Genomic DNA, 24,581 nt, shown 5'->3' with positions numbered 1-24,581 from the left:
ATATGTAGCCCAAACCGTTGTGCATCCAAAGTAAAATGGCGGCGAGCGGCCCCTGAGGGACCGCTCTCGGCACCACCGGCCCATTGCATGATGCCACGAATATCATCGCCAGGGAGGACTTTCATACCGTCACGGAGCCCCTATCTAGGACGAACCCGGCGTTTTGGAACCCGGCAACGCCAACAACGTTCTCTTGTCCTGTCTGGAGAAAAACGTGACGAAACAAGCCTCCGCTACGGCCCCCGCCCCGTCACCGTCGGCCGATTTGGGCGGCCTTGCCCAGAGGCTGGAGGACGCGTTTCTCACCGTCCGCGACGAGACCGAGCGCAGGGCCGCGCCGCTGTCGCCGGAGGACCAGCAGATCCAGTCCATGCCGGACGCGAGCCCGACGAAATGGCACCGGGCGCACACCACCTGGTTCTGGGAGCAGTTCGTGCTCGGCGAGCACTGTGCGGGCTACCAGCCCTTTCACCCTGACTTCGCTTTCCTGTTCAATTCCTATTACGTCAGCGCCGGTCCGCGCCATTCCCGCAATCACCGCGGCGACATCACCCGCCCGAGCGCCGATCAGGTCGGCGCCTATCGAAAATACGTCGACGCTGCCGTCGTGAAATTCTTCCGCGACGCCGGCGAGGACAAGCTTCGCGAGATCGCGCCGCTGGTCGAGGTCGGCCTCAATCACGAGCAGCAGCATCAGGAATTGATGGTCACTGACATCCTGCACGCTTTCGCGCAGAACCCGATCCCGCCGGCCTATGATCCGGACTGGCGCTTCCCGGCCGCGACGCCGGCCAGTGAGGATTGGCTGACGCTGAACGAAGGCATCCACACCGTCGGTCACGTGGATGACAGTTTTCATTTCGACAACGAGAAGCCGGCGCATCGCGCCCTCGTCGGCCCGGTCAAGCTCGCACGCAATCTCGTCACCAATGGCGAATGGCTCGCCTTCATGCGCGACGGCGGCTACCGGACCGCAACGCTGTGGCTGATGGACGGTTTTGCAGCCGTCAACAACGAGGGCTGGGACGCCCCCGGCCATTGGCGCGAGATCGACGGCCAATGGCATGTGATGACGCTGGCCGGCCTCAAGCCGGTCGAGCCTGACGCGCCCGTCTGCCACGTCAGCTATTACGAGGCTGACGCCTTTGCGCGCTGGGCCGGAAAACATCTGCCGACCGAGATGGAGTGGGAGGTCGCGGCCCGCGCGGGCCAGTTCAACGATGCCTTCGGCATCGTCTGGCAGTGGACGCGATCGTCCTACTCGCCTTACCCCGGCTATCGCGCCATCGAAGGCGCGCTCGGCGAATACAACGGCAAGTTCATGGTCAACCAGCTGGTGCTGCGCGGCTCTTCGCTTGCAACCCCGGAGGGGCACAGCCGTATTACCTATCGCAACTTCTTTTATCCGCACCACCGCTGGCAATTCACGGGACTGCGGCTCGCCGACTACGAGTAAAAGTCTCATCCGACGACAAATGCGCGCCGGACAGCGCGTTCAGGAGAGTATCATGAATGTGCACGCTAGCGCTTTGGCCGAAGCCCATCTTCCCGACGAGCAGACCACCGCCTTTGCCCGCGAGGCCATCGAGGACCTCTCGCAGCAGCCTAAAAAGCTGTCGCCGAAATATTTCTACGATGCGGCCGGATCTGAACTGTTCGAAGCGATCACACGGCTGCCGGAATATTACCCGACGCGCACGGAGCTTGCGATCCTGAAGGAGCGCGGCAGCGAGATCGCAAAGCTCATTCCGGAGCACGCGGCCCTCGTCGAATTCGGCGCGGGCGCGACCACAAAGGTCCGCCTGCTGCTCAATCACTGCAAGTTCGCGGCCTATGTGCCCGTCGACATCTCCGGCGACTTCCTGACGGCGCAGGCAAACGGCCTGAAGCGGGATTTTTCGTCACTCGGCATCTACCCGGTGGCAGCCGACTTCACCACGCCGTTTGAGCTGCCCAAGGCGGTGGCGACGATGCCCAAGGTCGGGTTCTTCCCGGGCTCGACGATCGGCAATTTCGAGCCGCATGAAGCGCAGGCCTTCCTGAAGAGCGCGCGCGCCATCCTGGGCGGGGGTGCGCAGATGATCATCGGCGCCGACCTCGAGAAGGAGGAGCGTCTGCTCCACGACGCCTATAACGATGCCGCCGGCGTCACCGCGCGCTTCAACCTCAATGTGCTGGTGCGGATCAACCGCGAGCTCGGCGGCAATTTCGACCTCTCCGCCTTCACCCATCGCGCGATCTACAATCGCGAGCGGCACCGCATCGAGATGCACCTGATCAGCAAGAAGAGCCAGACCGTGCGCCTGCTCGGCACCAGCTTTTCGTTCCGCGCGGGCGAGAGCATCCACACCGAGAACAGCTACAAATACAGCCTCGAGCGTTTTGCCGCGCTGGCGCAGGGCGCGGGCTGGCGTGTGCGTGAGAGCTGGACCGATGCCGCGAAGATGTTCTCGGTGCACGCGCTGGAGGCGGCGGAGTAGAAATTCCTCCGTTTCCTGCGGCGCATCCTTCGAGACGCCCGCCTTAGGCGGGCTCCTCAGGATGAGGACGGTATCCGTGGCAGCAGTTTCGACGGGCACCGGCGCTGATTAGCCTCATCCTGAGGAGACCGCGGAGCGGTCGTCTCGAAGGACGAGGCGTTCAAGTCAGGCGCTACCGCGGTCCGTGCTCTGATGCTCCTCGGCTTCTTCCGGCGTCGATCCCAGCGAGACCGACTCCCACACCGCAACAACGATCATGATCACCGTCGCGGCGACCGACAGCCATAGCGGGGACAGCTCGGCGGCAAACCACGACAGCGCCGCGAGCGCGATGATGCCGATCCCGTGCGAGAGCTGGAGGAAGCCGCGGATCGCGTGCTTGAACAGGATGGTGCCGACCAGGAACAGCAAGGGACCGCCGATCGTGCTGACGATGGTCCTGATATCTGAATGCCCGACCGGATGCTTCAGCACGAGCTCGTCGGAGACCGCGGTCAGGATGATGCCAGCGACGATCGGCATATGCAGGTAGGTGTAGGCGAGCCGCGCCAACCGGCCGGATTCGGCGGATTTCGAGATGCGCTCGGCGCCGGCCTCGGCGCCCTTGTGGAAATAGACCCACCACATCGCGATGCTGCCGACCAACGCAGAGACGAAGGCCAGAATGTTGTCCGCGGTCCAGTCCAGCTCGGCAAAGGTCGCGCCGTTGACGACGACGGCCTCGCCAAGCGCGATGATGACGAACAGCGAGCAGCGCTCGGCCATGTGGCCGCCCTCGACTGCCCAGGCCTCGACCGACGAGAAGCCCAGCTTGGGGACCCAGAAGCGCACCGCCGGCGAGATGTATTCGATCGTCAGTGCCACGATCCAGAACCACAGCCGCGCCTCGTCATGGGTGAGGCCGCCGAGGATCCAGAAGATCGCGGAGACCGAGAGCCAGGTCAGGATGCGGATCGCATTGTGCCGGACCGCAGTTCGATGCCGCGGCGTTGCGAACATCCAGAAGGCGGTGCGGCCGACCTGCATCGTTGCGTAGGCGATCGCAAACCACAGGCCCCGCCCCTCGAAGGCGGTAGGGATCGTCGTCGACAGCACGAGGCCGCCCAGCATCATCAGGAAGATCAGGATGCGGACCGGCGTCAGCTCGGGATCGAGCCAGTTGGTGACCCAGGCGGTGTAGACCCACACCCACCATACCGCGAGAAACAGCACCGCGACATGCACCGCACCGAGCGGCGTGAAATGGTGCAGCAATGTGTGCGAGACCTGCGTGATCGCGAAGACGAAGACCAGGTCGAAGAACAGCTCGGCATTGGTGACGCGGCTGTGCTGGTTTGGCAGGATGACGCGAAACATCGCGCCGCGCGGATTGTCCGCAGCCATCGTCATCCCCCCGTCACGAGCAGATCAGGCGCCCGGCACACCGGTTTGCAGCGCCAGCGCATGCAGCACGCCGCCCATCTGGCCGCGCAGGGACTGATAGACGATCTGGTGCTGCTGGACGCGGGACTTGCCGCGGAAGGTTTCCGAGATCACGGTCGCGGCATAGTGATCGCCGTCCCCGGCGAGGTCACGGATGGTCACCTCGGCATCGGGGATCGCCGCCTTGATCATCGCCTCGATATCGTGGGCGTCCATTGGCATTCGGGTCGTGCTCCTGTCTCGGCTGCAATCAGCCTTGTCGTCGAATCGCTGCCGGGGTCCGGATCTGCAAAGCCAAACTTGCCGGCGGGCCCAAACTTAGCGTGAACGGCCTTCTACGTCACGCCTTCCGGCACTATATCGGTGATCCGATCTGGATAAAGCCACGACAAAGTGCCGCGCGCGGCAGAGTGATCGAAAAAGGCGTGAAATCATGAAGCTTCCAGGGCCCGACCACCCCATCACCATTACCCCAAATCCCCGGCGCGTCCGCGTCACGGCCGGCGATATCGTGATCGCCGAGACCACCAAGGCGCTGACGCTGAAAGAGGCGAAATATCCGGCGGTGCAATATGTGCCGCGACAGGACGCCAATATGGCGCTGCTGGAGCGCACCGACCGCGTCACACATTGCCCCTACAAAGGGGATGCGAGCTATTACAGCGTCAAGGCCGACGGCAAGACGCTGGACAACGCGATCTGGACCTATGAGGCGCCCTTCCCCGCGATGACCGAGATTTCGGGCCATCTCGCCTTCTATCCGGACAAGGTGAAGATCGAGGAAGTGGGGTAAGCCCACATAGGGCCTGCTGTCATGGCCGGGCTTGTCCCGGCCATCCACGTTCTTGGCTGCCGCGGATACACAGGACGTGGATGCCCGGGACCCGGCTCCGCCAAGGCTTCGCCGGGCTACGGGTGTTGGGCCGGCGTAGCTTCAGCGAAGACGGCAAGCCCGGGCACGACGACTGGGAATGCTGACGCGAGCCCCGCTACGCCCTGAATATCGTGAGCCCGAGTATCAGCAGCACCAGGAAAATCGCGACGAACACGTAGAACAGGAAGCGGGCGATGTCGGCGGAAGCGGCCGAGATGCCGGTGAAGCCGAGCACGCCGGCCACGATCGAGACAAGTAGGAAGATCAGCGCCCATTTCAGGATCGTCATCGCCAGCTCCGAAATTGTACCGCTTGCCGCGGTCCCAAGCCCTTTTGGCGAACGCTAACTTCGTCGCAGGGAACTGGTTCCTAGCGGTCTCGAGACCTGCGGGCGTCCCAAACGACCCTTGCTGAATCCGGTTCCCGGCGGCAAAGTCCGGCCGGGACGGAAAGCGCGACCGGGGCGGCCACGATGACGATGTCACATTCAGCGACGATCGGAGCAGAGGCGCACGCGGTGCCGAAGGCCAAGGCGCGCAATCTGTCGCTCGATCGCGCCCGCACCTTCCTCACGCTGGTGGTGCTGCTGCACCACGCCGTCATTCCCTACACCTATTTCGGGCACACCGATCCGGCGTCCTGGATCGGCTTCGACATCGTCGTGCTGGCCACCGACAGCTTCTTCATGGCCATGTTCTTCTTCCTGTCAGGACTGTTCACCTGGCCGGGCATCGCGCGCAAGGCGCCGTCAGTTTTTCTCCGCGACCGCCTGTTGCGGCTCGGGCTGCCGTTCGCGATCGCGGCGTTCACCGTGATTCCCCTCGCCTATTACGCGATCGCACTGCGGCACGATCCCGGGCTGAGCTTCACGGCGTTCTGGTGGAAGACGATCACGGTTGGCCCGTGGCCGAGCGGCCCGATCTGGTTCGTGTGGGTGCTGCTGGCGTTCGACCTGACCGCGAGCTTGCTCTACCGGGTCTCCGCGCATCTGGTCGACCCGGGCAACCGCGTGTCGCTACGCGGATTCGACCAGCCGGCCGTATTCTGGCTGCTGCTCGTCGTCGTGACGACAATCGCCTACGTGCCGGCGCTGCTCTATTTCGGCGGAAGCAAATGGTTCGAGCTCGGGCCGTTCTCGGTGCAGGCGAGCCGCATCCTGCTCTACTTCGCCTATTTCTTCATCGGCGTCAGCGTTGGAGCGGCGAACTTCGATCGCGGCATCCTCAGCGCCGGCGGCCAGTTGCCGAAACAACGCTGGCTCTGGGTGATCGCCACGCTGATCCCCTACTGCCTGATGTGGGGCATGATCTACATCAAGCGCGAAGTTCTGGGCAATCCAGACCCGCAGCCGCACTGGTATCAGGCGATCTACGGCACGTTCTTCGTGCTGTTCTCAGGCTCGATCCTGCTCGCGATCCTCGCCTTCTTCCTGCACCAGAAGTCGCCGGGCCCGAACCTGCTCGACCGCATGCAGGCGGATGCCTACGGCATCTTCCTGGTGCACTACCCGATCGCGTTGTGGATCCAGTACGCGCTGTACGACTACAGCTGGCCTGCGATCGTGAAAGCCACGATCGGCTTCGTGCTCACGGTGATCCTGAGCTGGGGACTGACGGCGGGCTTGCGGAAGATTCCGGGGGCCTCGCACGTGCTGTGAGGCACGATACCCGTAGCCCGGATGAGCGTAGCGATATCCGGGAAACCTCACGACAAAGACCCGGACGTCGCTTCGCTCATCCGGGCTACCGGTTCAGCGCCTCAGGCCGCTTTCCCGCCCATATACTCCGGCAGCCAGCGCTCGAACGATGCCCTGAGCGTGTCGATCGCAACAGGCGCTTCGCCCGCGATCGCGATCGCGTCGCCGCCGGTGGTACCGATCCGCACGCAGGGCACCTCGCAGCCGCGCATCTTGGCGAGCACGCGGCCGGCTTCCGTCTCAGGCACGGTGACGAGATAGCGCGCCTGGTCCTCGCCGAACCAATAGGCCTGAGGCACCAACGCGGTCGGCGCCGCCAGCAGCTTTGCGCCGATGCCGCTCGCCATCGCCATCTCGGCCAGCGCGATCAGAAGACCGCCGTCGGAGAGATCGTGCACGGCGGTCGCAGTGCCCGCATGGATCATGCCGCGCACGCAGTCGCCGTTGCGCTTCTCGGCTGCGAGATCGACCGGCGGCGGCGCCCCCTCCTCGCGACCGCAGATGTCGCGCAGGTAAACGGACTGACCGAGCCAGCCGTGAGTTTCGCCGATCAGGAGGATCGCCTCGCCTTCGGCCTTGAAGGCGAGCGAGGCCGACTTGGTGAAGTCGTCGAGCAGGCCGACGCCGCCGATGGAGGGCGTCGGCAGGATCGCGCGGCCGTTGGTCTCGTTGTAGAGCGAGACATTGCCGGAGACGACCGGGAAGTCGAGCGTGCGGCAGGCTTCCGAGATGCCCTTCAGGCAGCCGACGAACTGGCCCATGATCTCGGGCCGCTCGGGATTGCCGAAATTGAGATTGTCGGTGATCGCAAGCGGCTTGCCGCCGACCGCAGTGATGTTGCGCCAGGCTTCCGCCACGGCCTGCATGCCGCCTTGATAAGGATCGGCCTCGCAATAGCGCGGCGTCACGTCGACGGTCAGCGCCAGGCCCTTCGGGCCGTCCTGCACGCGCACCACCGCGGCATCGCCGCCGGGACGCTGCATGGTGTTGCCGAGAATGACGTGGTCGTACTGCTCCCAGACCCAGCGCTTGCTGCACATGTCGGGCGTGCCGATCAGCTTTTCGAGCGCGGCACCGAGACTCATCGGCGCCGCCACTTCGCGCGCATGCACGACAGGCAAAGCGGCGGAGGGGACATGCGGGCGGTCATAGAGCGGCGCCTCGTCGCCGAGTTCCTTGATCGGCAAATCGGCCATGACGTCGCCGCCATGCTTGACCACAAAGCGCTTGCTCGGCGTGGTGTAGCCGACCACGGCGAAATCGAGGCCCCACTTCTTGAAGATCGCCTCGGCCTCTTTCTCCTTCTCGGGCTTGAGCACCATGAGCATGCGCTCCTGACTCTCCGAGAGCATCATCTCGTAGGCGCTCATGCCGATCTCGCGCGTCGGCACCGCATCGAGATCGAGATCGACGCCGAGATCGCCCTTGGCGCCCATCTCGACCGCCGAACAGGTCAGACCCGCCGCGCCCATGTCCTGGATCGCGATAACGCAGCCCTTCTCCATGATCTCGAGACAGGCCTCTAACAGCAGCTTCTCGGCAAAGGGATCGCCGACCTGCACGGTCGGACGCTTCTCTTCGGACTTGTCGTCGAACTCGGCCGAGGCCATCGAGGCGCCGTGGATGCCGTCGCGGCCGGTCTTGGAGCCGAGATAGACGATCGGCATGTTCACGCCGGAGGCGGCCGCATAGAAGATCTTGTCGGTATCGGCGAGGCCGACCGCCATCGCGTTGACGAGAATGTTGCCGTCATAGCGGGTGTGGAAGCGGACCTGACCACCGACCGTCGGCACGCCGAAGGAATTGCCATAGCCGCCGACCCCGGCGACGACGCCGGAGACGAGATGCCGCGTCCTGGCATGCTCCGGTGCGCCAAAGCTCAGCGCATTGAGGCAGGCGATCGGGCGCGCGCCCATCGTAAAGACGTCGCGCAAGATGCCGCCGACGCCGGTGGTCGCGCCCTGGTACGGCTCGATGTAGCTCGGGTGGTTGTGGCTCTCCATCTTGAAGACCACGGCCTGGCCGTCGCCGATGTCGATCACGCCGGCATTCTCGCCCGGGCCCTGGATCACCCAGGGCGCCTTGGTCGGCAGGCCCTTCAGATGGAGGCGCGAGGATTTGTACGAGCAGTGCTCGTTCCACATCGCCGAGAAGATGCCGAGCTCGGTGAAAGTTGGCTCCCGCCCGATCAGCTTCAGAATGCGCTCATACTCGTCCGGCTTGAGCCCGTGGGCGGCAATAAGCTCGGGAGTGATCTTGGGTTCGTTCTTCATGGATTCGAGGCTTTCGACGGCGGTGGGCCGTTCTTAGGAACATCGGACGGCTTGGAAAAGCCCTTTATGGCGCATTTTCCCGCTGTCCCACGTTTTGCGGCCGGGGGCTGCGGGAACAGGAATTGCACAGCGTGGACAGATCGGATTTAAGGGCAAACGACTCGCAATTGAAGGCCCATTTCCTTGCACGAATTGACCAAAGCGCCCCCGCCCCGCCGCCCCGACCTCCACGTCGCCACCGATGGGGAATTCCAGGGCTGGCGAACCTGGATTCGCGACAGTTTTGAGAGCCATATCGGCCCGTTCTGGCACAGGATCGAGGACGACGGCAGCGTCCGCTCGGCGTTCCGGGTCGAGAAGAAGCACCTCAACGGCTCCGGAAACGTCCATGGCGGCTGCTTCATGGCATTCTCCGACTATTGCCTGTTCGCGATCGCCACCCACGAGCTGGATGGGCCGGCCGTGACCACCAATTTCGCCTGCGACTTCCTCGACGCGGCACGCGAAGGCGAGCTGATCGAATGCGTCGGCGAGGTCTCCCGCGCCGGCGGCTCGTTGATCTTCCTGCGCGGCAAGCTGACATCAGGCGGGCGGCCCCTGTTCACCTTCTCCGGCACGATCAAGCGGGTGAAGCGGAAGCCGGCACCACAGCCAAACGCATAGCTCGCCGCCTTCCCTTTTGGCGCCCCGTCGCCCAGACTTGGGTCCAGCGCTGTCGCGCCGGGAGCAACACCAAGGTGCCGCAGAGCACACCGCCGACGGGTCGCGCCTCGGCCTCGCCGCTGCCGTCCATGCCCGCCACCAGCGCGCGCAACTGGCGTGACTATGCGCTGCTGGTCGCGCTGGCCTGCTGCTGGAGCTCAACCTATCCGCTGGCCAAGCTCGCGCTGGATACGATCCCGCCTGTGACCTTCATCTCGGCGCGCTCGCTGATCGCGGCCGCCTTCCTGTTCGCGATCCTGTGGATGCGCGGCGTCAGGATTCCGACCGATGCGAAGGCCTGGAAGCTGTTCGCGACCCAGCAATTGATCAACTCGACCTTTCCGTTCCTGATCATCACCTGGTCTCAGCAATATGTGCCGGCGTCGAACACGGTGGTGCTGGCCTCGACCACGCCGATCTTCGCCTTCCTGATCACCTCGCTGATCACGCGGCACGAGCCGGCAACGCTGCTGAAGCTCTTGGGCGCGATTCTCGGCCTTGCCGGCACCATCGTCATCGTCGGCCTTGATGCGCTGCGCGGCTTCGGGAGCGAGATCGTGGCGGAGATCGCCATCCTGCTCGCCACCATCTCGTTCGCCTGCGCCACGATCTTCGGCCTGCGGCTGTCCGAATACGATCCGATGGTGGTGGCGGCCGGCTCGCTGCTGTTCGGCGGCCTCGTGCTGCTGCCGCCTTCACTGATCATCGACCAGCCCTGGACGTTGCACCCGACGCCGACCGCGATCACAGCCACCATCGTCATGGGCATCGTCTCCAGCGCCCTGGGGCTGATGCTGTTCTACATGTGCCTGGGACGGCTCGGCACGCTGACCACGAACGCGCAAGGCTATTTGCGCATCCCGATCGGCGTCGGCCTCTCCGTGCTGCTGCTCGGCGAGAGCGTGCCCTCGAACCTGGCGCTGGGCCTGGTGCTGGTCATGGCGGGCGTCGCCGCGATGACGATGCCGACGGAACGGCTGAAACGATGCTAGCTATTACTTGGCGTCGTCCGCCAGCATCTTGCGATACTTCTCGACGTCGCGCGTCACGAGCTTCTGCAGCACCTCGGGCGTGTGCTCGTCGGGATCGGGTGCCACGGTCGAAAGGTCGGCGAACCGTTTCTTCACCGCGTCGGTTTCCACGGCCGTACGCGCGGCGGCATTCAGCCTGGCGATGATCGCCGGCGGGGTGCCCTTGGGCGCGAACAGGCCGTTCCAGCCCTGCGCCTCGAATTCGGGCAGGCCGGCTTCGGCCGACGTCGGCAGGTCCGGCACTGTGGCGAGCCGGACGGTCGAGCCGACCACGAGCCCGCGCGCCAGCTTCTCGTTGATCGACTGCGAGACGGAGGCTGCCGCATCGCAGACGCCGTCGATCTGGCCGCCGATCGCGTCGGTGAGCGCGGGCGCGGCGCCGCGATAGCCGACCAGCGTCGCGTCGATCTCGGCGGCTGTGACGAAGCTCTTGCAGATCAGGTAATTCGAAGAGCCGACGCCGGCATGGCCGAGATTGATCTTGCCCGGATTCGCCTTGGCGTAGGCGATGAACTCCTTCAGGTCCTTTGCCGGAAAATCTTTGCGCACGGCGATGATGCCGAACGTCTTCGCCACCATGGCGATCGGCACGAAGGAGTCCGGCGTGAACGGCAGTTTTGGATAGATCGTATAAGTCGCGGCGTTGGTACCGGCATTGCCGATCGCAATGGTGTAGCCGTCGGGCTCGGCGCGGGAGGCACGCGCCAGTGCGGTCGATCCGCCGGCGCCGGCGACGTTCTCGATCACGATGGTCTGGCCGAGCGCGATGCCCATCTGCTCGGCAACGGTGCGCGCGATCACGTCGGAGGTGCCGCCAGCCGCGAACGGCACGATCATGGTGACGGGACGCTTGGGGAAATCCTGCGCGAGCGCGGCTGTCGCGAACGCAACGACGGCGACAGCGGCCGGCAGCCGCTTCAGCACGAACGCAATCACGCGGCTTTTTCCAGATGCGCGGTGAGGCCAGCGAACAGACCGCGGCCGTCGGTGCAGCCCATGATGTCTTCGACGTGGTTTTCCGGATGCGGCATCATGCCGAGCACGTTGCCCTTGTCGTTCACGATGCCGGCGATGGATTGCGCGGCGCCATTGATGTTGCTGACATCGTCGATCGTGCCGTCGGCCGAGCAGTAGCGGTACAGCACGCGACCCTCGCCTTCGAGCCGCTTGATAGTCTCCGCGTCCGCCGCATAATTGCCCTCACCATGCGCGATGGGCACGCGGATCACCTGCCCCGCATTGTAGCCGCGCGTGAACGGCGTGTCGGAGCGCTCGACGCGGAGATGCACGTCGTGGCAGATGAATTTCAGCCGCGCATTGCGCATCAGGACGCCGGGCAAGAGACCGGACTCGCAGAGGATCTGAAATCCGTTGCAGACGCCGAGCACGAGGCCGCCCTTGGCCGCATAATCGCGCACCGCGTCCATCACCGGCGCCCGCGCCGCAATCGCGCCGCAGCGCAGGTAATCGCCATAGGAGAACCCGCCGGGCACCACCACGAGGTCGGTACCATCAGGTAGCGACGTCTCGGCATGCCAGACCATTGTGGGATCGCTGCCCGAGATCAGCCTCAAGGCACGCGCCATGTCGCGCTCGCGGTTGATTCCGGGAAAGACGAGGATGGCGGCTTTCATGGCAGAGGTTCCGAACGAGGATTGAATGGGGCTGGCACGGCTGCCAAATCGGCAGCAGACATAACTATTTGACGGGGAATTTACCAGTGCTAGCCTTGCTCGCGAGCGTTGTGCACAGGCCATAGCCCGCCATTCGGCCGATCGATTCGCCCGGGATCAAAGCCATGAATGTCCCCTCGCTGCCCGCATCCCTCTCCGAGCCGGTGTCCACCGAGGGCGTCATCGCGGCCGGTGCCTATGTCGACGGTCGGCGCGTCGCCAATATCGCCATCAGTGAGGCCTCGAGCTGGCGGGCGAAACCCGGCCACGTGGTCTGGATCGGGCTGCACGAGCCCGACATGGCGCTGCTCAGCGCGGTGCAGAAGCAGTTCGACCTGCACGAGCTCGCCATCGAGGACGCCAACCATGCCCATCAGCGACCGAAGATCGAGCAATATGGCGAGGCCCTGTTCATCGTGGCGCGCACGGCGCAACTGATCGAGGGCCGGATCGCCTTCGGCGAGACGCACATCTTCGTCGGCGAAGGCTATCTGGTCTCGGTGCGCCACGGCGCGTCGACGTCCTACACGCCGGTGCGCGAACGCTGCGAAAGCTGCCCGCGAGCGCTCGCGCGCGGCGAGGACTACATCCTCTACGCCATTCTCGATTTTATCGTCGACAACTACTCGCCCGTGCTCGAGAGCATTCACGAAGAGGTCGAGAGCATCGAGGATGACGTGCTCTCCAAGGCGATCAGCAAGGCGCAGATCGAGCGGCTCTATATGCTGCGCCGCGACCTCTTGCGGCTCCGGACCGCGATCGGCCCTCTGGTCGAGGTCTGCCGCCGGCTCGAGCATGACGAGCTGGCGATGGTGCGCGCGACGATGCAGCCGCTGTTCCGCGACGTCACCGACCACGTCAGGAACATCCAGGAGCGGATCGATTCGATGCGCGAGGTGCTGGCCTTCGCCTTCGAAGCGAGCCTGCTGGTCGGCCAGGCCCAGGAGACGGCGGTCTCCAAGAAACTTGCCTCCTGGCTCGCGATCATCGCGATCCCGACCGCACTTGCCGGCATCTACGGCATGAACTTCAAGCACATGCCGGAGCTGGACTGGGAGTACGGCTACTACATGCTGCTCGGCGTGATGCTGGTCTCGTGCGGGGCGCTGTACTGGCGTTTTCGTCGGGTCGGGTGGCTGTGAGCCATCCCGTTCACCCGATCAGCTCGACCCGATAATTCTCGATCACGGTGTTCGCCAGCAGCTTGTCGGCGGCGTCCTTCAACGCCGCCTCCGCCTTGGCCTTGTCCGCGCCCGCGAGCTCGATATCGAACACCTTGCCCTGGCGAACGCTGGCGACGCCGTCGACGCCGAGCGACTTCAACGCACCCTCGATCGCCTTGCCCTGCGGATCGAGGATGCCCGTTTTCAACGTCACGGTAACACGTGCCTTCACGTCAGATCCCTCTTAGCTCTTCACCAGCACCGGGCCGGAGCCCGCAGGACGCTCGTTCTCCATGAGAATGCCGAGACGCTTGGCGACTTCGGTATAGGCCTCGAGGAGCCCACCGAGATCCCTGCGGAAACGATCCTTGTCGAGCTTCTCGTTCGACTTGATGTCCCACAGACGGCAGCTATCCGGAGAAATCTCGTCGGCGACGATGATCCGCATCATGTCGTTCTCGAACAACCGGCCGCACTCCATCTTGAAGTCGACGAGGCGGATGCCGATGCCGAGAAAGAGACCGGTGAGGAAGTCGTTGACACGGATGGCAAGCGCCATGATGTCGTCGATCTCCTGCGGTGTCGCCCAGCCGAAAGCGGTGATGTGCTCTTCCGACACCATGGGGTCGTTGAGCTGGTCGTTCTTGTAATAGAACTCGATGATCGAACGGGGCAGCTGCGTGCCCTCCTCGATGCCGAGGCGCTGCGACAGCGAGCCGGCGGCAACGTTCCGCACTACCACTTCCAGCGGCACGATCTCGACTTCGCGAATCAACTGCTCGCGCATGTTGAGGCGGCGAATGAAATGGGTCGGCACCCCGATGTCGTTGAGGTGCTGAAACAGGTACTCCGAGATCCGGTTGTTGAGGACACCCTTGCCCTCGATCACCTGATGCTTTTTCGCATTGAACGCGGTGGCGTCATCCTTGAAGTGCTGGATCAGGGTACCGGGCTCCGGGCCTTCGTAAAGAACCTTTGCCTTGCCTTCATAAATGCGACGCCGACGGCTCATGGGGATGTACCGTGTTTTGTTGAAATCCATGTATTTGGTGTGCTCCGGTTGACGAGACTACGACCCACAGCGGAGCTGCCGTGAACGGCCCGGAACCCCTAGAAACAGAACGGGAACCCAGCCTGAGGCAACCTATCCGATTGGCTGTCCAAGCACAATCGATCCGGGCGTCCGGCATCAAACTTATACCGCCTTGCCTGCGGCTTAACGGCTCGTTGTTTTGCCGATTCGTGCCCCCTATCTAGGCATGCACCGGGGCTCTCGCAACGAGGGCCGGCCGGGTCCAGTCAGCAGGGAATTGGAAAAGGCATGAGCACGTTGGACAAGCGCGAGGAAGGCTTCGAGAAGAAGTTCGCCCTCGACGAAGAGCAGAAATTCAAGGCGGAAGCCCGCCGCAACCGCCTGCTCGGGCTGTGGGCGGCCGAAAAGCTCGGCATTACCGGCGATGCCGCCACGGCCTATGCCAAGGAGGTGGTCGCGGCCGATTTCGAGGAAGCCGGTGACGCCGACGTCCTGCGCAAGGTCATGGCCGATTTCGCCGCGAAGAACGTCGCCATCACCGAACAGGCGATTCGGGCCAAGATGAACGAGTTGATCGCGGTGGCGGCGGCCGAGGTGAAGGCCGGGAAATAAGGCGAAAGCGGCATCCGCACGCACTGTCATTCCGGGGCGGTCCGCAGGACCGAACCCGGAATCTCGAGATTCCGGATCGCCGCTATCGCGGCGTCCGGAATGACGGAGGGATCGATCACCCCTCCTTGAATCCATACTCCGGCACGTTGCCGCTGGCGCCGTAATATTTATACGGCAGGAATTTGCCGCTCATGGTGATCTTGACGCGGTCGCCCTTCGGATTGGGCAGGCGCTCCATCACCATGTCGAAATCGATCGCCGACATGATGCCGTCGCCGTACTCCTCCTCGATCAGCGCCTTCCAGGCCGGACCGTTGACCATGACCAGTTCGTAGAAGCGATAGATCAAGGGATCGGTCGGCGGCATCGGCATGCCGCGCATCGGCGTCTCGTTCAACATCGTGGTCTCGGCCTTCGTCAGGCCGAACAGTTCAGCGGCGTTCGCGGCCTGCGGCTTGGTCAATTTCATTTGGCCGAGGATCGCGCCTGTTATCAGCACCTCGGAATAGCCGCCGATCTGCTCGCAAATATGTTTCCAGGTCCAGCCCTTCTCGCGCTTGATGTCGAGCAGCTTCTCGGTGAGGTCTTCGCGTTTCATGTCAGGGTCTCCTTTTTCAAGCAGTCAGCCCGGGACTCGTCCCGGGTATCCAGGTCTGTCGTTGCTCGTCTCCACTGGACGCGACGGTCAGTCCGGGCTTGCCGATATGCACCACCGGCACATTGCGCGGATCGTGAGCGGGCGTCTCGGCCGCGAAAGTCTTGCTGCGCGTCACCAGGAAATCAACGATGTGGTTGCGCAGCGCGTAGTACAACGGGTGGCGGTGCAAATCGGTGCGGCCGCGGTCCCTCGGCAGCGGGTTCACGACCACTTCGGCCAGCACCGCGCCGGGACCGTTGGTCATCAGGAATATCTTGTCGGCGAGATAGATCGCCTCGTCGACGTCATGGGTAATCATGAACGCGGTCTGCCCGGTCTCCAGACAGATGCGCCGCACCTCGTCCTGCAGCGTGCCGCGCGTCAGCGCGTCGAGTGCCGAGAACGGCTCGTCCATCAGCATCATCTTTGGCGTAATGGAGAGCGCACGCGCGATGCCGACGCGCTGCTTCATGCCGCCGGAAAGCTCGGAAGGTCGCTTGTGTTCCGAACCCGTCAGGCCGACGAGATCGATAAAAGTCTGCGCATGCGCCTTCACCTTGGCGCGATCCCAGCTCCGCCATTTCGAGCTCACGGCGTAAGCGACGTTGCCGAGCACGGTGCGCCAGGGCAATAGCGCATGGCTCTGGAAGATGACGGCACGGTCGAGGCTGGTGCCTGAAATGGCCTGCCCGTCGACGATCACCGCGCCCTCGCTCGGCGCATCGAGGCCGGCGAGGATGTTGAGCACCGTGGTCTTGCCGCAGCCGGAATGGCCGATCACGCAGCAGAACTCGCCACGCGCCATCGACAGCCAGAGATTCTCGAAGACCGCCGTCGTCGCGCCGTCCGCGCCCGGATAGCGCTTTGCGATGGCTTCGATGGAGATGAATTTTTCGGTCACGGCCCTACTCCGGAAACGTGACCATGCGCGTGAAACGCGCAAGGATTTGGTCGAGCAGCATGCCGACGACCCCGATCAGCAGGATCGCGATGATGACGTTGGTGATCGAGAGGTTGTTCCACTCGTTCCAGACGAAATAGCCGATGCCGGTGCCGCCGACCAGCATTTCGGCCGCAACGATCACCAGCCACGCAATGCCGATCGAGATGCGCATGCCGGTCAGGATTGTCGGTGCTGCCGCCGGCAGGATCACGGTGAAAGCGCGCCTGAGCGTTCCGACCTCGAGCGTTCGCGCGACGTTGATCCATTCCTTGCGTACGCTCGCGACCCCGAACACGGTGTTGAGCAGCATCGGCCAAATCGAGCAGATGAAGATCACGAAGATCGCCGAGATCGAGGAATCCTTGATGGTGTAGAGCGCGAGCGGCATCCACGCGAGCGGCGAGATCGGCTTCAGCACTTGGATGAAGGGATCGAGCGCCTGACTTAGCAGCGGCGACATGCCGATCAGGAAGCCGAGCGGGATGGCGACGAGCACGGCAAGCAGATAGCCGGTGCCGACGCGCGCGATCGAGTAGCCGAGCTGGATGCCGAGCCCCTTGTCGTTCGGCCCGTTGTCGTAGAACGGCCTCCTCACATGCTCCCAGAGTTTTGCGCCGACATCGAGCGGCCCGGGCATGGCAGATTTGCCCTGGGTCGCGGTCAGGCCCATCAGCTTGGCGTATTCCGCGCTCATCGTGGCCACCGGCGCCGTCGAGCGCACGGCGAGATGCCAGACGCCCAGGAAGGCGGCGAGCAGCACGATCGAGACCAGGCCGGCGCGGAGACGGAGGGAGGCGGTGGTCATCTCCCTCTCCCCGTTCTTACGGGGAGAGGGTCGGGGTGAGGGGCATGCTTCCGCATATTCGGTGAGCGACGAACTCGCGGAGAGTCCCCCTCACCCGGATTGCATCTAACGATGCAATCCGACCTCTCCCCGCAAGCGGGGCGAGGTGAAAAGAGAGCGCGGCCGCTCACGACGCCTTCCTGATCTTGAAGCCCGCCAAATAATCCTCGGGCTTGGCCGGATCGAAAGTCTTGCCCATCACCGCGAACGATTTGTAGCTGCCGGCCGGCGGCGCCAGGCCCATCTCGGTCATCAGCTTCCTGGTGTCGGTTGCGAGATAGACCTGCTCGGCGATCGCCTTGTAGTCGACGTCGCCCTTGATCTGGCCCCAGCGCTTCATCTGCGTCAGCATCCACACCGCGAAAGACTGCCAGGGGAACGGGTCGAAATCGACGCGCTTTTCATCCGTCTTCACGCCGCCGAGGCCGTCGGCATAGGTGCCGGTCAAGACCTGTTCCAGCACCGTGACCGGCGCGTTGATGTAGTTCGCCGGCGCGATAGCTTCCGCGATCTGCTTGCGGTTCTCCGCCTTCGACGCATAGGCCGTGGCATCGACGATCGCGCGCGTCAGCGCGGCAAAGCTGTTCGGCGCCGTCGTGATGAACTCGCGGCTGGCCGCGAAGCTGCAGCAGGGATGGCCGTCCCAGATTTCCTTGGACAAGAGATGCATGAAGCCGACGCCGTCATAGATCGCGCGCTGGCAGATATTGTCGGGCGCGAGGAAGCCGTCGATGTTGTCGGCGCGCAGGTTTGCCACCATTTCCGGCGGCGGTACCGAACGCAGCTGCACATCGGTGTCGGGGTCGATCCCGTGTTCGGCGAGATAGTAGCGCAGCAGATAATTGTGCATGGAATAGTCGAAGGGGATGGCGAATTTCATGCCCTTCCAATCCTTCGGGTCGCGCTTGTCCTTGTGCTTGCTCGCCAGCACGATGCCCTGCCCGTTGATGTTCTCGATCGCGGGCACGGCAAACGGAATCGCGTTGGCACCTAGGCCAAGCGAGATCGCGAGCGGCATCGGCGCCAGCATGTGCGCGGCGTCGTATTCCTTGTTGATGGTCTTGTCGCGGATCACGGCCCAGCCGGCGGTCTTGACCACGTCGACGTTGAGGCCGTGCTTGGCATAGAAGCCCAGCGGCGCCGCCATGATGATTGGCGTGGCGCAGGTGATCGGGATGAAGCCGACCTTGAGATCCTTCTTTTCCGGCGTGCCGGCCTGCGCAAAAACCTCGGTCGCGGTCTGAAGCGGGAAGAACTGCGACAGCGCGGCCAGCGCGGTGGAGGCCCCGACCGACTTCAGGAATGCTCGCCGCGCCACGTCCTGCGGAAACATCGCGCGCATCACGGCAGAGGCGACCACGCCCTCGTAGCGCTTCTCCTCGCTCTCGACGGGATCACAGCGCAACGCGGTGGCCTGCTCATGCTCCGCCGCGGATTGATGCTGACCACAGGCACAGCCGGCTCGCAGGTTGCGATTGGGATCAAACGGATTGTCGAAAGTGGACATCGGACCTCCTGCGCGTCGTTGCGAGGAGAATTACGCAAGGAGCATGCCACCACCTTCGCGCCCACCAGTGCCTTGATGACGCAGCACTTTCGCTCACACTTGGTCATTACGAAAATTCGTGATAAACGACATTTCGTAGTTGAATAACGAGATTTCGTAATGGCAACGACGCCGATACTCGCCCACGACGATGTGGCCCCGACCATCGATCCGCGCATCGCGGCCTTCGAATCCTCGGTCGAGGCGACGCTGCTGATCGACCCCTTCGGCGACCTGATCGTCGATGCCAATCCCGCCGCCTGCGCCCTGCTCGGCTACGACCGCGCGCTGCTGCGCCAGACCAGGGCGAGCACGCTGCATGCCGGCGAACTTCCGGCGCTGACCGTGTTCACCCAGGCCGTGCTGCACAAGGGCGCCTACTGGACCACGGCGCTCAACCCGCGCCATGCCACCGGGCAAAATCTCCGGCTCGAATATGCCGGCTGCGTCCTGCCCCATGACGGGCGCACGCTGGTCCAGCTCACCCTGACCGATCTCGAAGCGCGCCGCCGCCGCAATGTCGATGCCGCCGCCGAAGACCACATGCGCAGCGGCATCTCGACCTGGCAGCGGGTCGAGCGCGTGTTCCAGGACATCGAGCGCGAGAACCAGCTGATCCTGCGCGCCGCCGGCGAAGGCATTTACGGCGTCAACGCGGAAGGAAAGACCACCTTCGTGAACCCCGCCGCCGAGCGGATGCTGGGCTGGACTGCCGAGGAGCTGGTCGGCAAGGAAATCCATCCCATCATGCACCACACCCACCATGACGGGCGGCACTATCACAACCATGATTGCCCGATCTACGCGGCGTTCCGCGACGGGGCCGTGCACCAGGTCGACGGCGAGGTGTTCTGGCGCAAGGACGGCTCGCCGGCCTGGGTCGAATACACCTCCACGCCAATCCGCGACCGCGGCGTGGTGGTCGGCGCCGTCGTGGTGTTTCGCGACGTCAGCCAGCGCCGCGAGGCCGACGAGAAGCTGCACGCCGCGCTCGCCGAGGTCGATCGCCTGCGCGAACGTCTCGAGCTCGAAAACGCCTATCTCCAGGAAGAGATCCGCATCGAGACCAATCCGCGCGGCATCATCGGCGGCAGCGAGGCGATCCAGACGACGCTGCGCCAGGTCAAGCTGGTGGCGCCGACCAGCGCGGCGGTGATGATCACCGGCGAGTCCGGCACCGGCAAAGAGCTGATCGCACGCGCCATCCACGAGGATTCCACCCGCAGCGACCGGCCGCTGATCCGCGTCAATTGCGCCGCGATCCCGCGCGAATTGTTCGAGAGCGAGTTCTTCGGCCATGTCCGCGGCGCCTTCACCGGCGCGACGCGCGACCGCATCGGCCGCTTCGAGCTCGCCGATGGCGGCACGCTGTTCCTCGACGAGGTCGGCGAGATTCCACTCGAATTGCAAGGCAAGCTGCTGCGCGTGTTGCAGGAGGGCAATTTCGAGCGGGTCGGCCAGGAGCGCACCCGCGCGGTCGACGTCCGCGTCATCGCCGCGACCAACCGCGACCTCAAGCAGGAGGTGCAGCGCGGCCGTTTTCGCGAGGATCTCTATTTCCGGCTCAACGTGTTTCCGATCGAGACGGTGCCGCTGCGCGAACGGCGCGAGGACATTCCACTGCTCGCCCAGCATTTTCTGACCCGCGAGAGCAAGGCGCTGAAATCGAATCTGCGCTTGTCGGAAGGCGATGCGCGGCGGCTGACGCGCTATGACTGGCCGGGCAATGTCCGCGAACTGCAGAACGTGATCGAGCGCGCTGCGATCCTGTCGCAGAACGGCCGTTTGCGGATCGATCTGCCCGACTCCTCCGGCACGCAGGCCCCGGTTGGCGCCACGCGGCAGAAGGCTGACGCACGGCCCGCTGTGATGACGTCATCCGAAATGCGCGATCACGAGCGCGCCAACATCCTGGCCGCGCTCGAGGGCTGCGCCGGAAAAGTGTTCGGCCCCGGTGGCGCGGCCGAGATGCTGGATATCAAGCCGACCACGCTGGCCTCGCGGATCAAGGCGCTGGGAATCGCGCCCCGTCCGCGTGCCCTCGGTTAGCGGCGATCACGCCGCCTTGGTCGTCACCTCCGATGCGATCGGCAATCCCTGCTCGATCGGCAGCGACGGATCGCGCGACCATTCGTTCCAGGAGCCGAAATACATCCGCACGTCCTTCACGCCGGCGTTTTTCAGCGCCAGGAACGTGTTCGAGGCGCGCGCGCCCTTGAAGCAGTAGAGATAGACCGGCGTGGAGGGCGAGATGCCGACAGTGGCGCATTCCGCCAAAATCTCGTCCTTGGACTTGAAGCGCGGGCCCTCGGCGGTTGGCTTCATCATGCGATACCATTCCAGCCACACCGCACCGGGGATGCGACCCTTGCGCGGGCAGTAATCCTTCCCGTACGGAGACGAGCTGTCGCCGATCCATTCGTCGACGTCGCGCACGTCGAGAATGGCGACGCCCGGCTTGCCGACCGCCGCCAGCATGGTCTTGGCGTCGATCAGGATATCGCCCGCTTCAGGCACGATTCCGAACGACGCCTTCGCCGGCGCCGGCACATCCTTCGTCACCGGAAGACCTGCGGCAGCCCAGGCATCGAAGCCGCCATGCAGCACCTTGATCTTGGGATAGCCGAGCATGGTGAGCAGGTAGTAGCCGCGGCAGGACTGGCCGAAGCCGGAGTTCATCGACTGCTCGTAGATCACGGCGGTCTCCTTGCCGGACAGGCCCGCGCCGCCAAAGGCGTCGGCGAACTTGGTCTTCAGCTCGGCCATGCCCTCCGGCGTCGAGGTCGCAAGAAACGTGAATATCTCATGCACGTTCACGGCATTGGGAAGGTGCCCGGCGCCATAGGCGTCGGGGTTGCGGGTGTCGATCACGACACAGGGCTCGGTCTTCAAGAGATCGGCAAGTTCGCTGGCAGAGATCAGAACGTCCGTCATTGGCAGCCTCTCCGTTGAGGTTAGATGGTGGGTGGGCTCGTAAAACTCAGGAATCGGCAAGCATCTTGCGCAACTGCTTGGTGGCAGGCGTGACGATCGCGACGAAATAGGCCTCGCGCAGGCGGCGCTGCGCGCGGTGGGACTTGAGGTAGCCGCGCGCGCCACAATGCAGCATCGCCGCATGCGCCGCCGCGACGCTGGCCTCGCCGGCGCGAAGCCTGAGCGCGATCACCTTGCGCCAGTAGGTCTCCTCTTCATTGTAGGGATCGCGCGCCAGCGCCATGGTCTCGGCCTCGAGCTCGGCGGCGAGATCGCGGAAGTGCACCGGCTGTTGCGGCAAATAGCGGTTGATGTGGCCGAGCGGGTTGTCGACCTCGTCCATGATGTTGATGCAGTCCTTGATGAGCCCGAGCGCCATGCCGGCCTGCAGCAGGATGAACCCGGCGCGGATCTTCTTGACGAACGGCGCGGCGGGATCGGCCAGGATCAGCTCGTCAGGCACGAAGGCGTCACGGAACTGCACGCCATAGGTGCCGGTGCCGTCCATGGCGAGGAACGGCTTGCATGGCGTCAGCGAGATCGCGGGATCGGCGCAGTCGGCCAGGAACATGACAGTGCCCGGCTCGTCTTCGCGCTCGAAGATGGTGCCGAAATAATGGCCGGGGCCGAGATTGGAGACCCAGGGCAGCGCGCCGCGTACGATGTAGCCGCCGTCGACCTTGCGCCCCTTCAGCTTGAGCTTTTCGATGCCGAAAAAGCTCTTCATCGGATTGGAGAGCCCGGTGCCGCCGAGCACGCGGCCGGTCGAGAACGCATCGCCGAAGCGCTTTGCCAGCTTCATGTTGGTCGAGTTGGCGGCGTACCAGACCAGCGTGTTCTGGCACCACGCCATGAAGGCGGTGCTGCCGCAGACCTCGCCGATCGCCGACATCGCCTGGATGGCACAGCGCAAATCGGCGGGACCTTCGTGGGGCATGTGACTGCCCCAGGCACCGACCTCGCCAAGTTTGCGCAGCACTTCGGCCGGATAGACCGAGCCGTCGTCGATGCCGGCGGCGAGCGGCGCGAGCTGCTCCCGCGCGATTCGCGCCACCTCTCCTGCAATGGACGGTGCGGGCTGATCCAAAACTTCGGTCCGTGATAAAGCCAGTGAACCCATGATCGTCTCCGCACCTTGTCCTGTTGCCGTCAGCTCAGATGCCGACCTCGAGATTGACCGGGCGGGTGAAGGTGTTGGCGACCGGCGACCATTGCTTCACATGGGCCACCAGCGCATTGATCTCGTCCGGCGAGATCCCCTCACATTCCATGTCGACCTTGACGCGGACGTCGGTGAAGCCGACCGGCTTGTCCGACATGTCGCCGGTGCCCCACACCGCGGTAATGTTGAGGTCACCCTCGAGCTCGAGCTCGAGCTTGTTGACGATCCAGCCGCGATGCACGGCGTTGGCGTGCAGGCCGACGGCAAGGCAGGAGCCGAGCGCGGCCAGCGAGGCTTCGGACGGATTGGGCGCAGTGTCGTCGCCCAGAAGCCCCGGCGGCTCGTCGACGATGTAGGGCGGCAAATTGCGGATGTAGTTGGCATGGCGGAATTTTCCTTCCGCGACCGTCTTGCACTTCAAGGTCTTGATGACCTTCGGATTGGCCTTGCCGTTGGCGATCAGTTGCTCGAGGCCATTCTTGTCGATGGGCGCGAGGCAACCCGTCAGCACTGTCTTCTGAACGACGGCAGTCATCATCTTCTCCCTGGCAGAAGTGGAAATCGGCAGGATACCGAACGGTCTGTTTCCTTGCATGGAGCGTGCCAGAGCCGGCCAAAATCAAAAGGCGAAACATTGGAGCCTCTTAGCGAACGCTGCCCGCGGATTGATCAGCGACCGTTTGCTCAAAGACAATGCAGAGGGGCTTTCCCGTGCGAATCTTTTCAGCGCGGACAGATGCGGCTTGCTGATGCAGCGCGGCTGCGATTAAGTTGCATCCATGGCCAAGCCCTTACCCAAGAAGACGTCGAAGAAGATGTCTCATTTACCGCACAGCGGCACCAGCGAAGACGATTCCGCGCGCGGACGCCTGCTCAACGCCGCGACGCATCTGTTCTGCAAGAACGGGATCAACGCCACCGGCATCGACGCAATCATCGCGGAAGCCGGCACCGCGAAGACCACGCTCTATAAACTGTTCGGCTCCAAGACCAATCTCGTCAACGCGGTGCTGGAGAGCGAAGGCAAGCAGTGGCGCGAATGGTTCATCGGCGCCATGGAAGAAGGCGGCGGCGACGCGCAAGCCAAACTCACGCGCATCTTCCCGGCCCTGAAGAGCTGGTTCGCCGAAGAGCGCTTCTACGGCTGCCCCTTCATCAACGCGGTCGGCGAGCACGACAAGGACGCCAAGCAGTTCCGCAACATCGCGCTGAAGCACAAGAAGATCGTGCTCGGCCATATCGAGAAGCTCGCCGGCGAGCTCGGATCGAACGAACCCATCGTGCTCGCGCACCAGCTCGGCCTGTTGATCGACGGCGCGATCGTCGCGGCGATGGTGTCGCGCGATCCGGGTGTGGCGGATACGGCGGCGCTGACGGCAGGTCCCCTGCTCAGCCAGTCCAAGGCAAAGAAGAAGCGCGCGGCGGATCAGCTCGAGGCGGTGTGATCGCTCCCATCCCGTAGCCCGCATGAGCGCAGCGACATGCGGGACGACCGTCCCCGGATGTCGCGTCGCTCA

Annotated in this window: 25 protein-coding genes; 10 read left to right on the top strand and 15 right to left on the bottom strand. The window is 64.0% G+C overall.

Annotation, left to right across the window (positions count from 1 at the left end; all coding sequences use genetic code 11):
- Positions 1–163 precede the first annotated feature (163 nt).
- Both egtB and egtD read left to right on the top strand, forming a co-directional pair.
- A complete protein-coding gene (egtB, locus tag ABIB91_RS00590) occupies positions 164–1,456 on the top strand; it encodes an ergothioneine biosynthesis protein EgtB (RefSeq protein WP_354159126.1) in 1,293 nt (430 codons plus the stop codon).
- Positions 1,457–1,508: 52 nt separating this feature from the next.
- Positions 1,509–2,480: an L-histidine N(alpha)-methyltransferase gene (gene egtD / locus ABIB91_RS00585; RefSeq protein ID WP_354159128.1), complete on the top strand. Its 972-nt coding sequence runs from the start codon at positions 1,509–1,511 to the stop codon at positions 2,478–2,480.
- A 165-nt stretch (positions 2,481–2,645) separates the two neighbouring features.
- On the opposite strand, the gene ABIB91_RS00580 is transcribed toward egtD, so the two are convergent.
- Together ABIB91_RS00580 and ABIB91_RS00575 are read right to left on the bottom strand one after the other, a co-directional pair.
- Positions 2,646–3,863 carry a low temperature requirement protein A gene (locus ABIB91_RS00580; RefSeq protein ID WP_354159303.1) on the bottom strand — a complete coding sequence of 406 codons (1,218 nt, stop codon included), beginning with the start codon at positions 3,861–3,863 and terminating at the stop codon, positions 2,646–2,648.
- A 24-nt stretch (positions 3,864–3,887) separates the two neighbouring features.
- A complete protein-coding gene (locus ABIB91_RS00575; protein ID WP_007602284.1) occupies positions 3,888–4,124 on the bottom strand; it encodes a BolA/IbaG family iron-sulfur metabolism protein in 237 nt (78 codons plus the stop codon).
- 211 nt (positions 4,125–4,335) lie between these two features.
- Between ABIB91_RS00575 and ABIB91_RS00570 the strand changes: the two genes are divergently transcribed.
- Entirely contained in the window at positions 4,336–4,695 is a 360-nt protein-coding gene (locus tag ABIB91_RS00570) for a DUF427 domain-containing protein (protein ID WP_027567668.1), read from the top strand.
- Positions 4,696–4,891: 196 nt separating this feature from the next.
- Here the strand turns inward: ABIB91_RS00570 and ABIB91_RS00565 are convergent, their stop codons facing one another.
- Positions 4,892–5,065 (bottom strand): DUF1328 domain-containing protein, encoded by a 174-nt coding sequence (locus tag ABIB91_RS00565; protein ID WP_007602280.1) that lies wholly within the window; start codon positions 5,063–5,065, stop codon positions 4,892–4,894.
- A 189-nt stretch (positions 5,066–5,254) separates the two neighbouring features.
- Here ABIB91_RS00565 and ABIB91_RS00560 point away from each other — a divergent pair, with 189 nt between their 5' ends.
- On the top strand, positions 5,255–6,433 hold the full coding sequence (locus tag ABIB91_RS00560; protein WP_354159305.1) for an acyltransferase family protein: 1,179 nt from the start codon (positions 5,255–5,257) through the stop codon (positions 6,431–6,433).
- A 101-nt stretch (positions 6,434–6,534) separates the two neighbouring features.
- Here ABIB91_RS00560 and purL read toward each other — a convergent pair whose 3' ends face one another.
- On the bottom strand, positions 6,535–8,745 hold the full coding sequence (gene purL / locus ABIB91_RS00555; protein WP_354159130.1) for a phosphoribosylformylglycinamidine synthase subunit PurL: 2,211 nt from the start codon (positions 8,743–8,745) through the stop codon (positions 6,535–6,537).
- Positions 8,746–8,928: 183 nt separating this feature from the next.
- Here purL and ABIB91_RS00550 point away from each other — a divergent pair, with 183 nt between their 5' ends.
- Together ABIB91_RS00550 and ABIB91_RS00545 are read left to right on the top strand one after the other, a co-directional pair.
- Positions 8,929–9,408, top strand: a complete 480-nt coding sequence (locus ABIB91_RS00550) for a PaaI family thioesterase (protein WP_007602274.1) — start codon at positions 8,929–8,931, stop codon at positions 9,406–9,408.
- 74 nt (positions 9,409–9,482) lie between these two features.
- A complete protein-coding gene (locus ABIB91_RS00545; RefSeq protein WP_354159132.1) occupies positions 9,483–10,439 on the top strand; it encodes a DMT family transporter in 957 nt (318 codons plus the stop codon).
- 3 nt (positions 10,440–10,442) lie between these two features.
- Here ABIB91_RS00545 and ABIB91_RS00540 read toward each other — a convergent pair whose 3' ends face one another.
- Entirely contained in the window at positions 10,443–11,414 is a 972-nt protein-coding gene (locus tag ABIB91_RS00540) for a tripartite tricarboxylate transporter substrate binding protein BugD (RefSeq protein ID WP_354159134.1), read from the bottom strand.
- The gene (purQ, locus tag ABIB91_RS00535; RefSeq protein WP_354159136.1) at positions 11,411–12,112 is read right to left on the bottom strand and encodes a phosphoribosylformylglycinamidine synthase subunit PurQ; all 702 of its coding nucleotides are present in this window, start codon (positions 12,110–12,112) and stop codon (positions 11,411–11,413) included. The genes ABIB91_RS00540 and purQ overlap by 4 nt, the downstream gene beginning before the upstream one ends.
- A gap of 164 nt (positions 12,113–12,276) precedes the next feature.
- Between purQ and ABIB91_RS00530 the strand changes: the two genes are divergently transcribed.
- Complete coding sequence (locus ABIB91_RS00530; protein WP_007602266.1) at positions 12,277–13,293, top strand: magnesium and cobalt transport protein CorA; 1,017 nt, start codon at positions 12,277–12,279, stop codon at positions 13,291–13,293.
- Positions 13,294–13,303: 10 nt separating this feature from the next.
- Here ABIB91_RS00530 and purS read toward each other — a convergent pair whose 3' ends face one another.
- Both purS and purC read right to left on the bottom strand, forming a co-directional pair.
- Positions 13,304–13,546 carry a phosphoribosylformylglycinamidine synthase subunit PurS gene (gene purS / locus ABIB91_RS00525; protein WP_007602264.1) on the bottom strand — a complete coding sequence of 81 codons (243 nt, stop codon included), beginning with the start codon at positions 13,544–13,546 and terminating at the stop codon, positions 13,304–13,306.
- Between the two features lie 12 nt (positions 13,547–13,558).
- Positions 13,559–14,326 (bottom strand): phosphoribosylaminoimidazolesuccinocarboxamide synthase, encoded by a 768-nt coding sequence (gene purC / locus ABIB91_RS00520; protein ID WP_171944915.1) that lies wholly within the window; start codon positions 14,324–14,326, stop codon positions 13,559–13,561.
- A 309-nt stretch (positions 14,327–14,635) separates the two neighbouring features.
- Here purC and ABIB91_RS00515 point away from each other — a divergent pair, with 309 nt between their 5' ends.
- Entirely contained in the window at positions 14,636–14,959 is a 324-nt protein-coding gene (locus tag ABIB91_RS00515; protein WP_007602260.1) for a DUF1476 domain-containing protein, read from the top strand.
- Positions 14,960–15,074: 115 nt separating this feature from the next.
- Here ABIB91_RS00515 and cynS read toward each other — a convergent pair whose 3' ends face one another.
- From cynS to ABIB91_RS00495, 4 genes are all read right to left on the bottom strand, one after another.
- Complete coding sequence (gene cynS, locus ABIB91_RS00510) at positions 15,075–15,557, bottom strand: cyanase (RefSeq protein WP_219684992.1); 483 nt, start codon at positions 15,555–15,557, stop codon at positions 15,075–15,077.
- Between the two features lie 16 nt (positions 15,558–15,573).
- On the bottom strand, positions 15,574–16,497 hold the full coding sequence (locus ABIB91_RS00505) for an ABC transporter ATP-binding protein (protein ID WP_219684993.1): 924 nt from the start codon (positions 16,495–16,497) through the stop codon (positions 15,574–15,576).
- Positions 16,498–16,501: 4 nt separating this feature from the next.
- Positions 16,502–17,344 (bottom strand): nitrate ABC transporter permease, encoded by an 843-nt coding sequence (gene ntrB / locus ABIB91_RS00500; RefSeq protein ID WP_354159140.1) that lies wholly within the window; start codon positions 17,342–17,344, stop codon positions 16,502–16,504.
- Positions 17,345–17,510: 166 nt separating this feature from the next.
- A complete protein-coding gene (locus ABIB91_RS00495; RefSeq protein WP_354159142.1) occupies positions 17,511–18,890 on the bottom strand; it encodes a CmpA/NrtA family ABC transporter substrate-binding protein in 1,380 nt (459 codons plus the stop codon).
- Positions 18,891–19,049: 159 nt separating this feature from the next.
- Here ABIB91_RS00495 and ABIB91_RS00490 point away from each other — a divergent pair, with 159 nt between their 5' ends.
- Entirely contained in the window at positions 19,050–20,978 is a 1,929-nt protein-coding gene (locus tag ABIB91_RS00490) for a sigma 54-interacting transcriptional regulator (protein ID WP_354159144.1), read from the top strand.
- A 6-nt stretch (positions 20,979–20,984) separates the two neighbouring features.
- Here ABIB91_RS00490 and ABIB91_RS00485 read toward each other — a convergent pair whose 3' ends face one another.
- From ABIB91_RS00485 to ABIB91_RS00475, 3 genes are read right to left on the bottom strand one after another with little or no spacing between them, the layout of a single operon-like run.
- Positions 20,985–21,863, bottom strand: a complete 879-nt coding sequence (locus ABIB91_RS00485; protein ID WP_007602248.1) for a sulfurtransferase — start codon at positions 21,861–21,863, stop codon at positions 20,985–20,987.
- A 46-nt stretch (positions 21,864–21,909) separates the two neighbouring features.
- Complete coding sequence (locus ABIB91_RS00480; protein ID WP_354159147.1) at positions 21,910–23,022, bottom strand: acyl-CoA dehydrogenase family protein; 1,113 nt, start codon at positions 23,020–23,022, stop codon at positions 21,910–21,912.
- 34 nt (positions 23,023–23,056) lie between these two features.
- Complete coding sequence (locus ABIB91_RS00475; protein ID WP_007602244.1) at positions 23,057–23,599, bottom strand: OsmC family protein; 543 nt, start codon at positions 23,597–23,599, stop codon at positions 23,057–23,059.
- Between the two features lie 244 nt (positions 23,600–23,843).
- Here ABIB91_RS00475 and ABIB91_RS00470 point away from each other — a divergent pair, with 244 nt between their 5' ends.
- Positions 23,844–24,509, top strand: coding sequence for a TetR/AcrR family transcriptional regulator (locus tag ABIB91_RS00470; protein WP_354159149.1), 666 nt, complete (start codon positions 23,844–23,846; stop codon positions 24,507–24,509).
- Positions 24,510–24,581 lie beyond the last annotated feature (72 nt).

Source organism: Bradyrhizobium sp. JR4.3, assembly GCF_040547695.1.
Taxonomy (GTDB): domain Bacteria; phylum Pseudomonadota; class Alphaproteobacteria; order Rhizobiales; family Xanthobacteraceae; genus Bradyrhizobium; species Bradyrhizobium canariense.
Note: the sequence above shows the minus strand (reverse complement) of the source record. Positions and strands in the feature narration are given on the sequence as shown.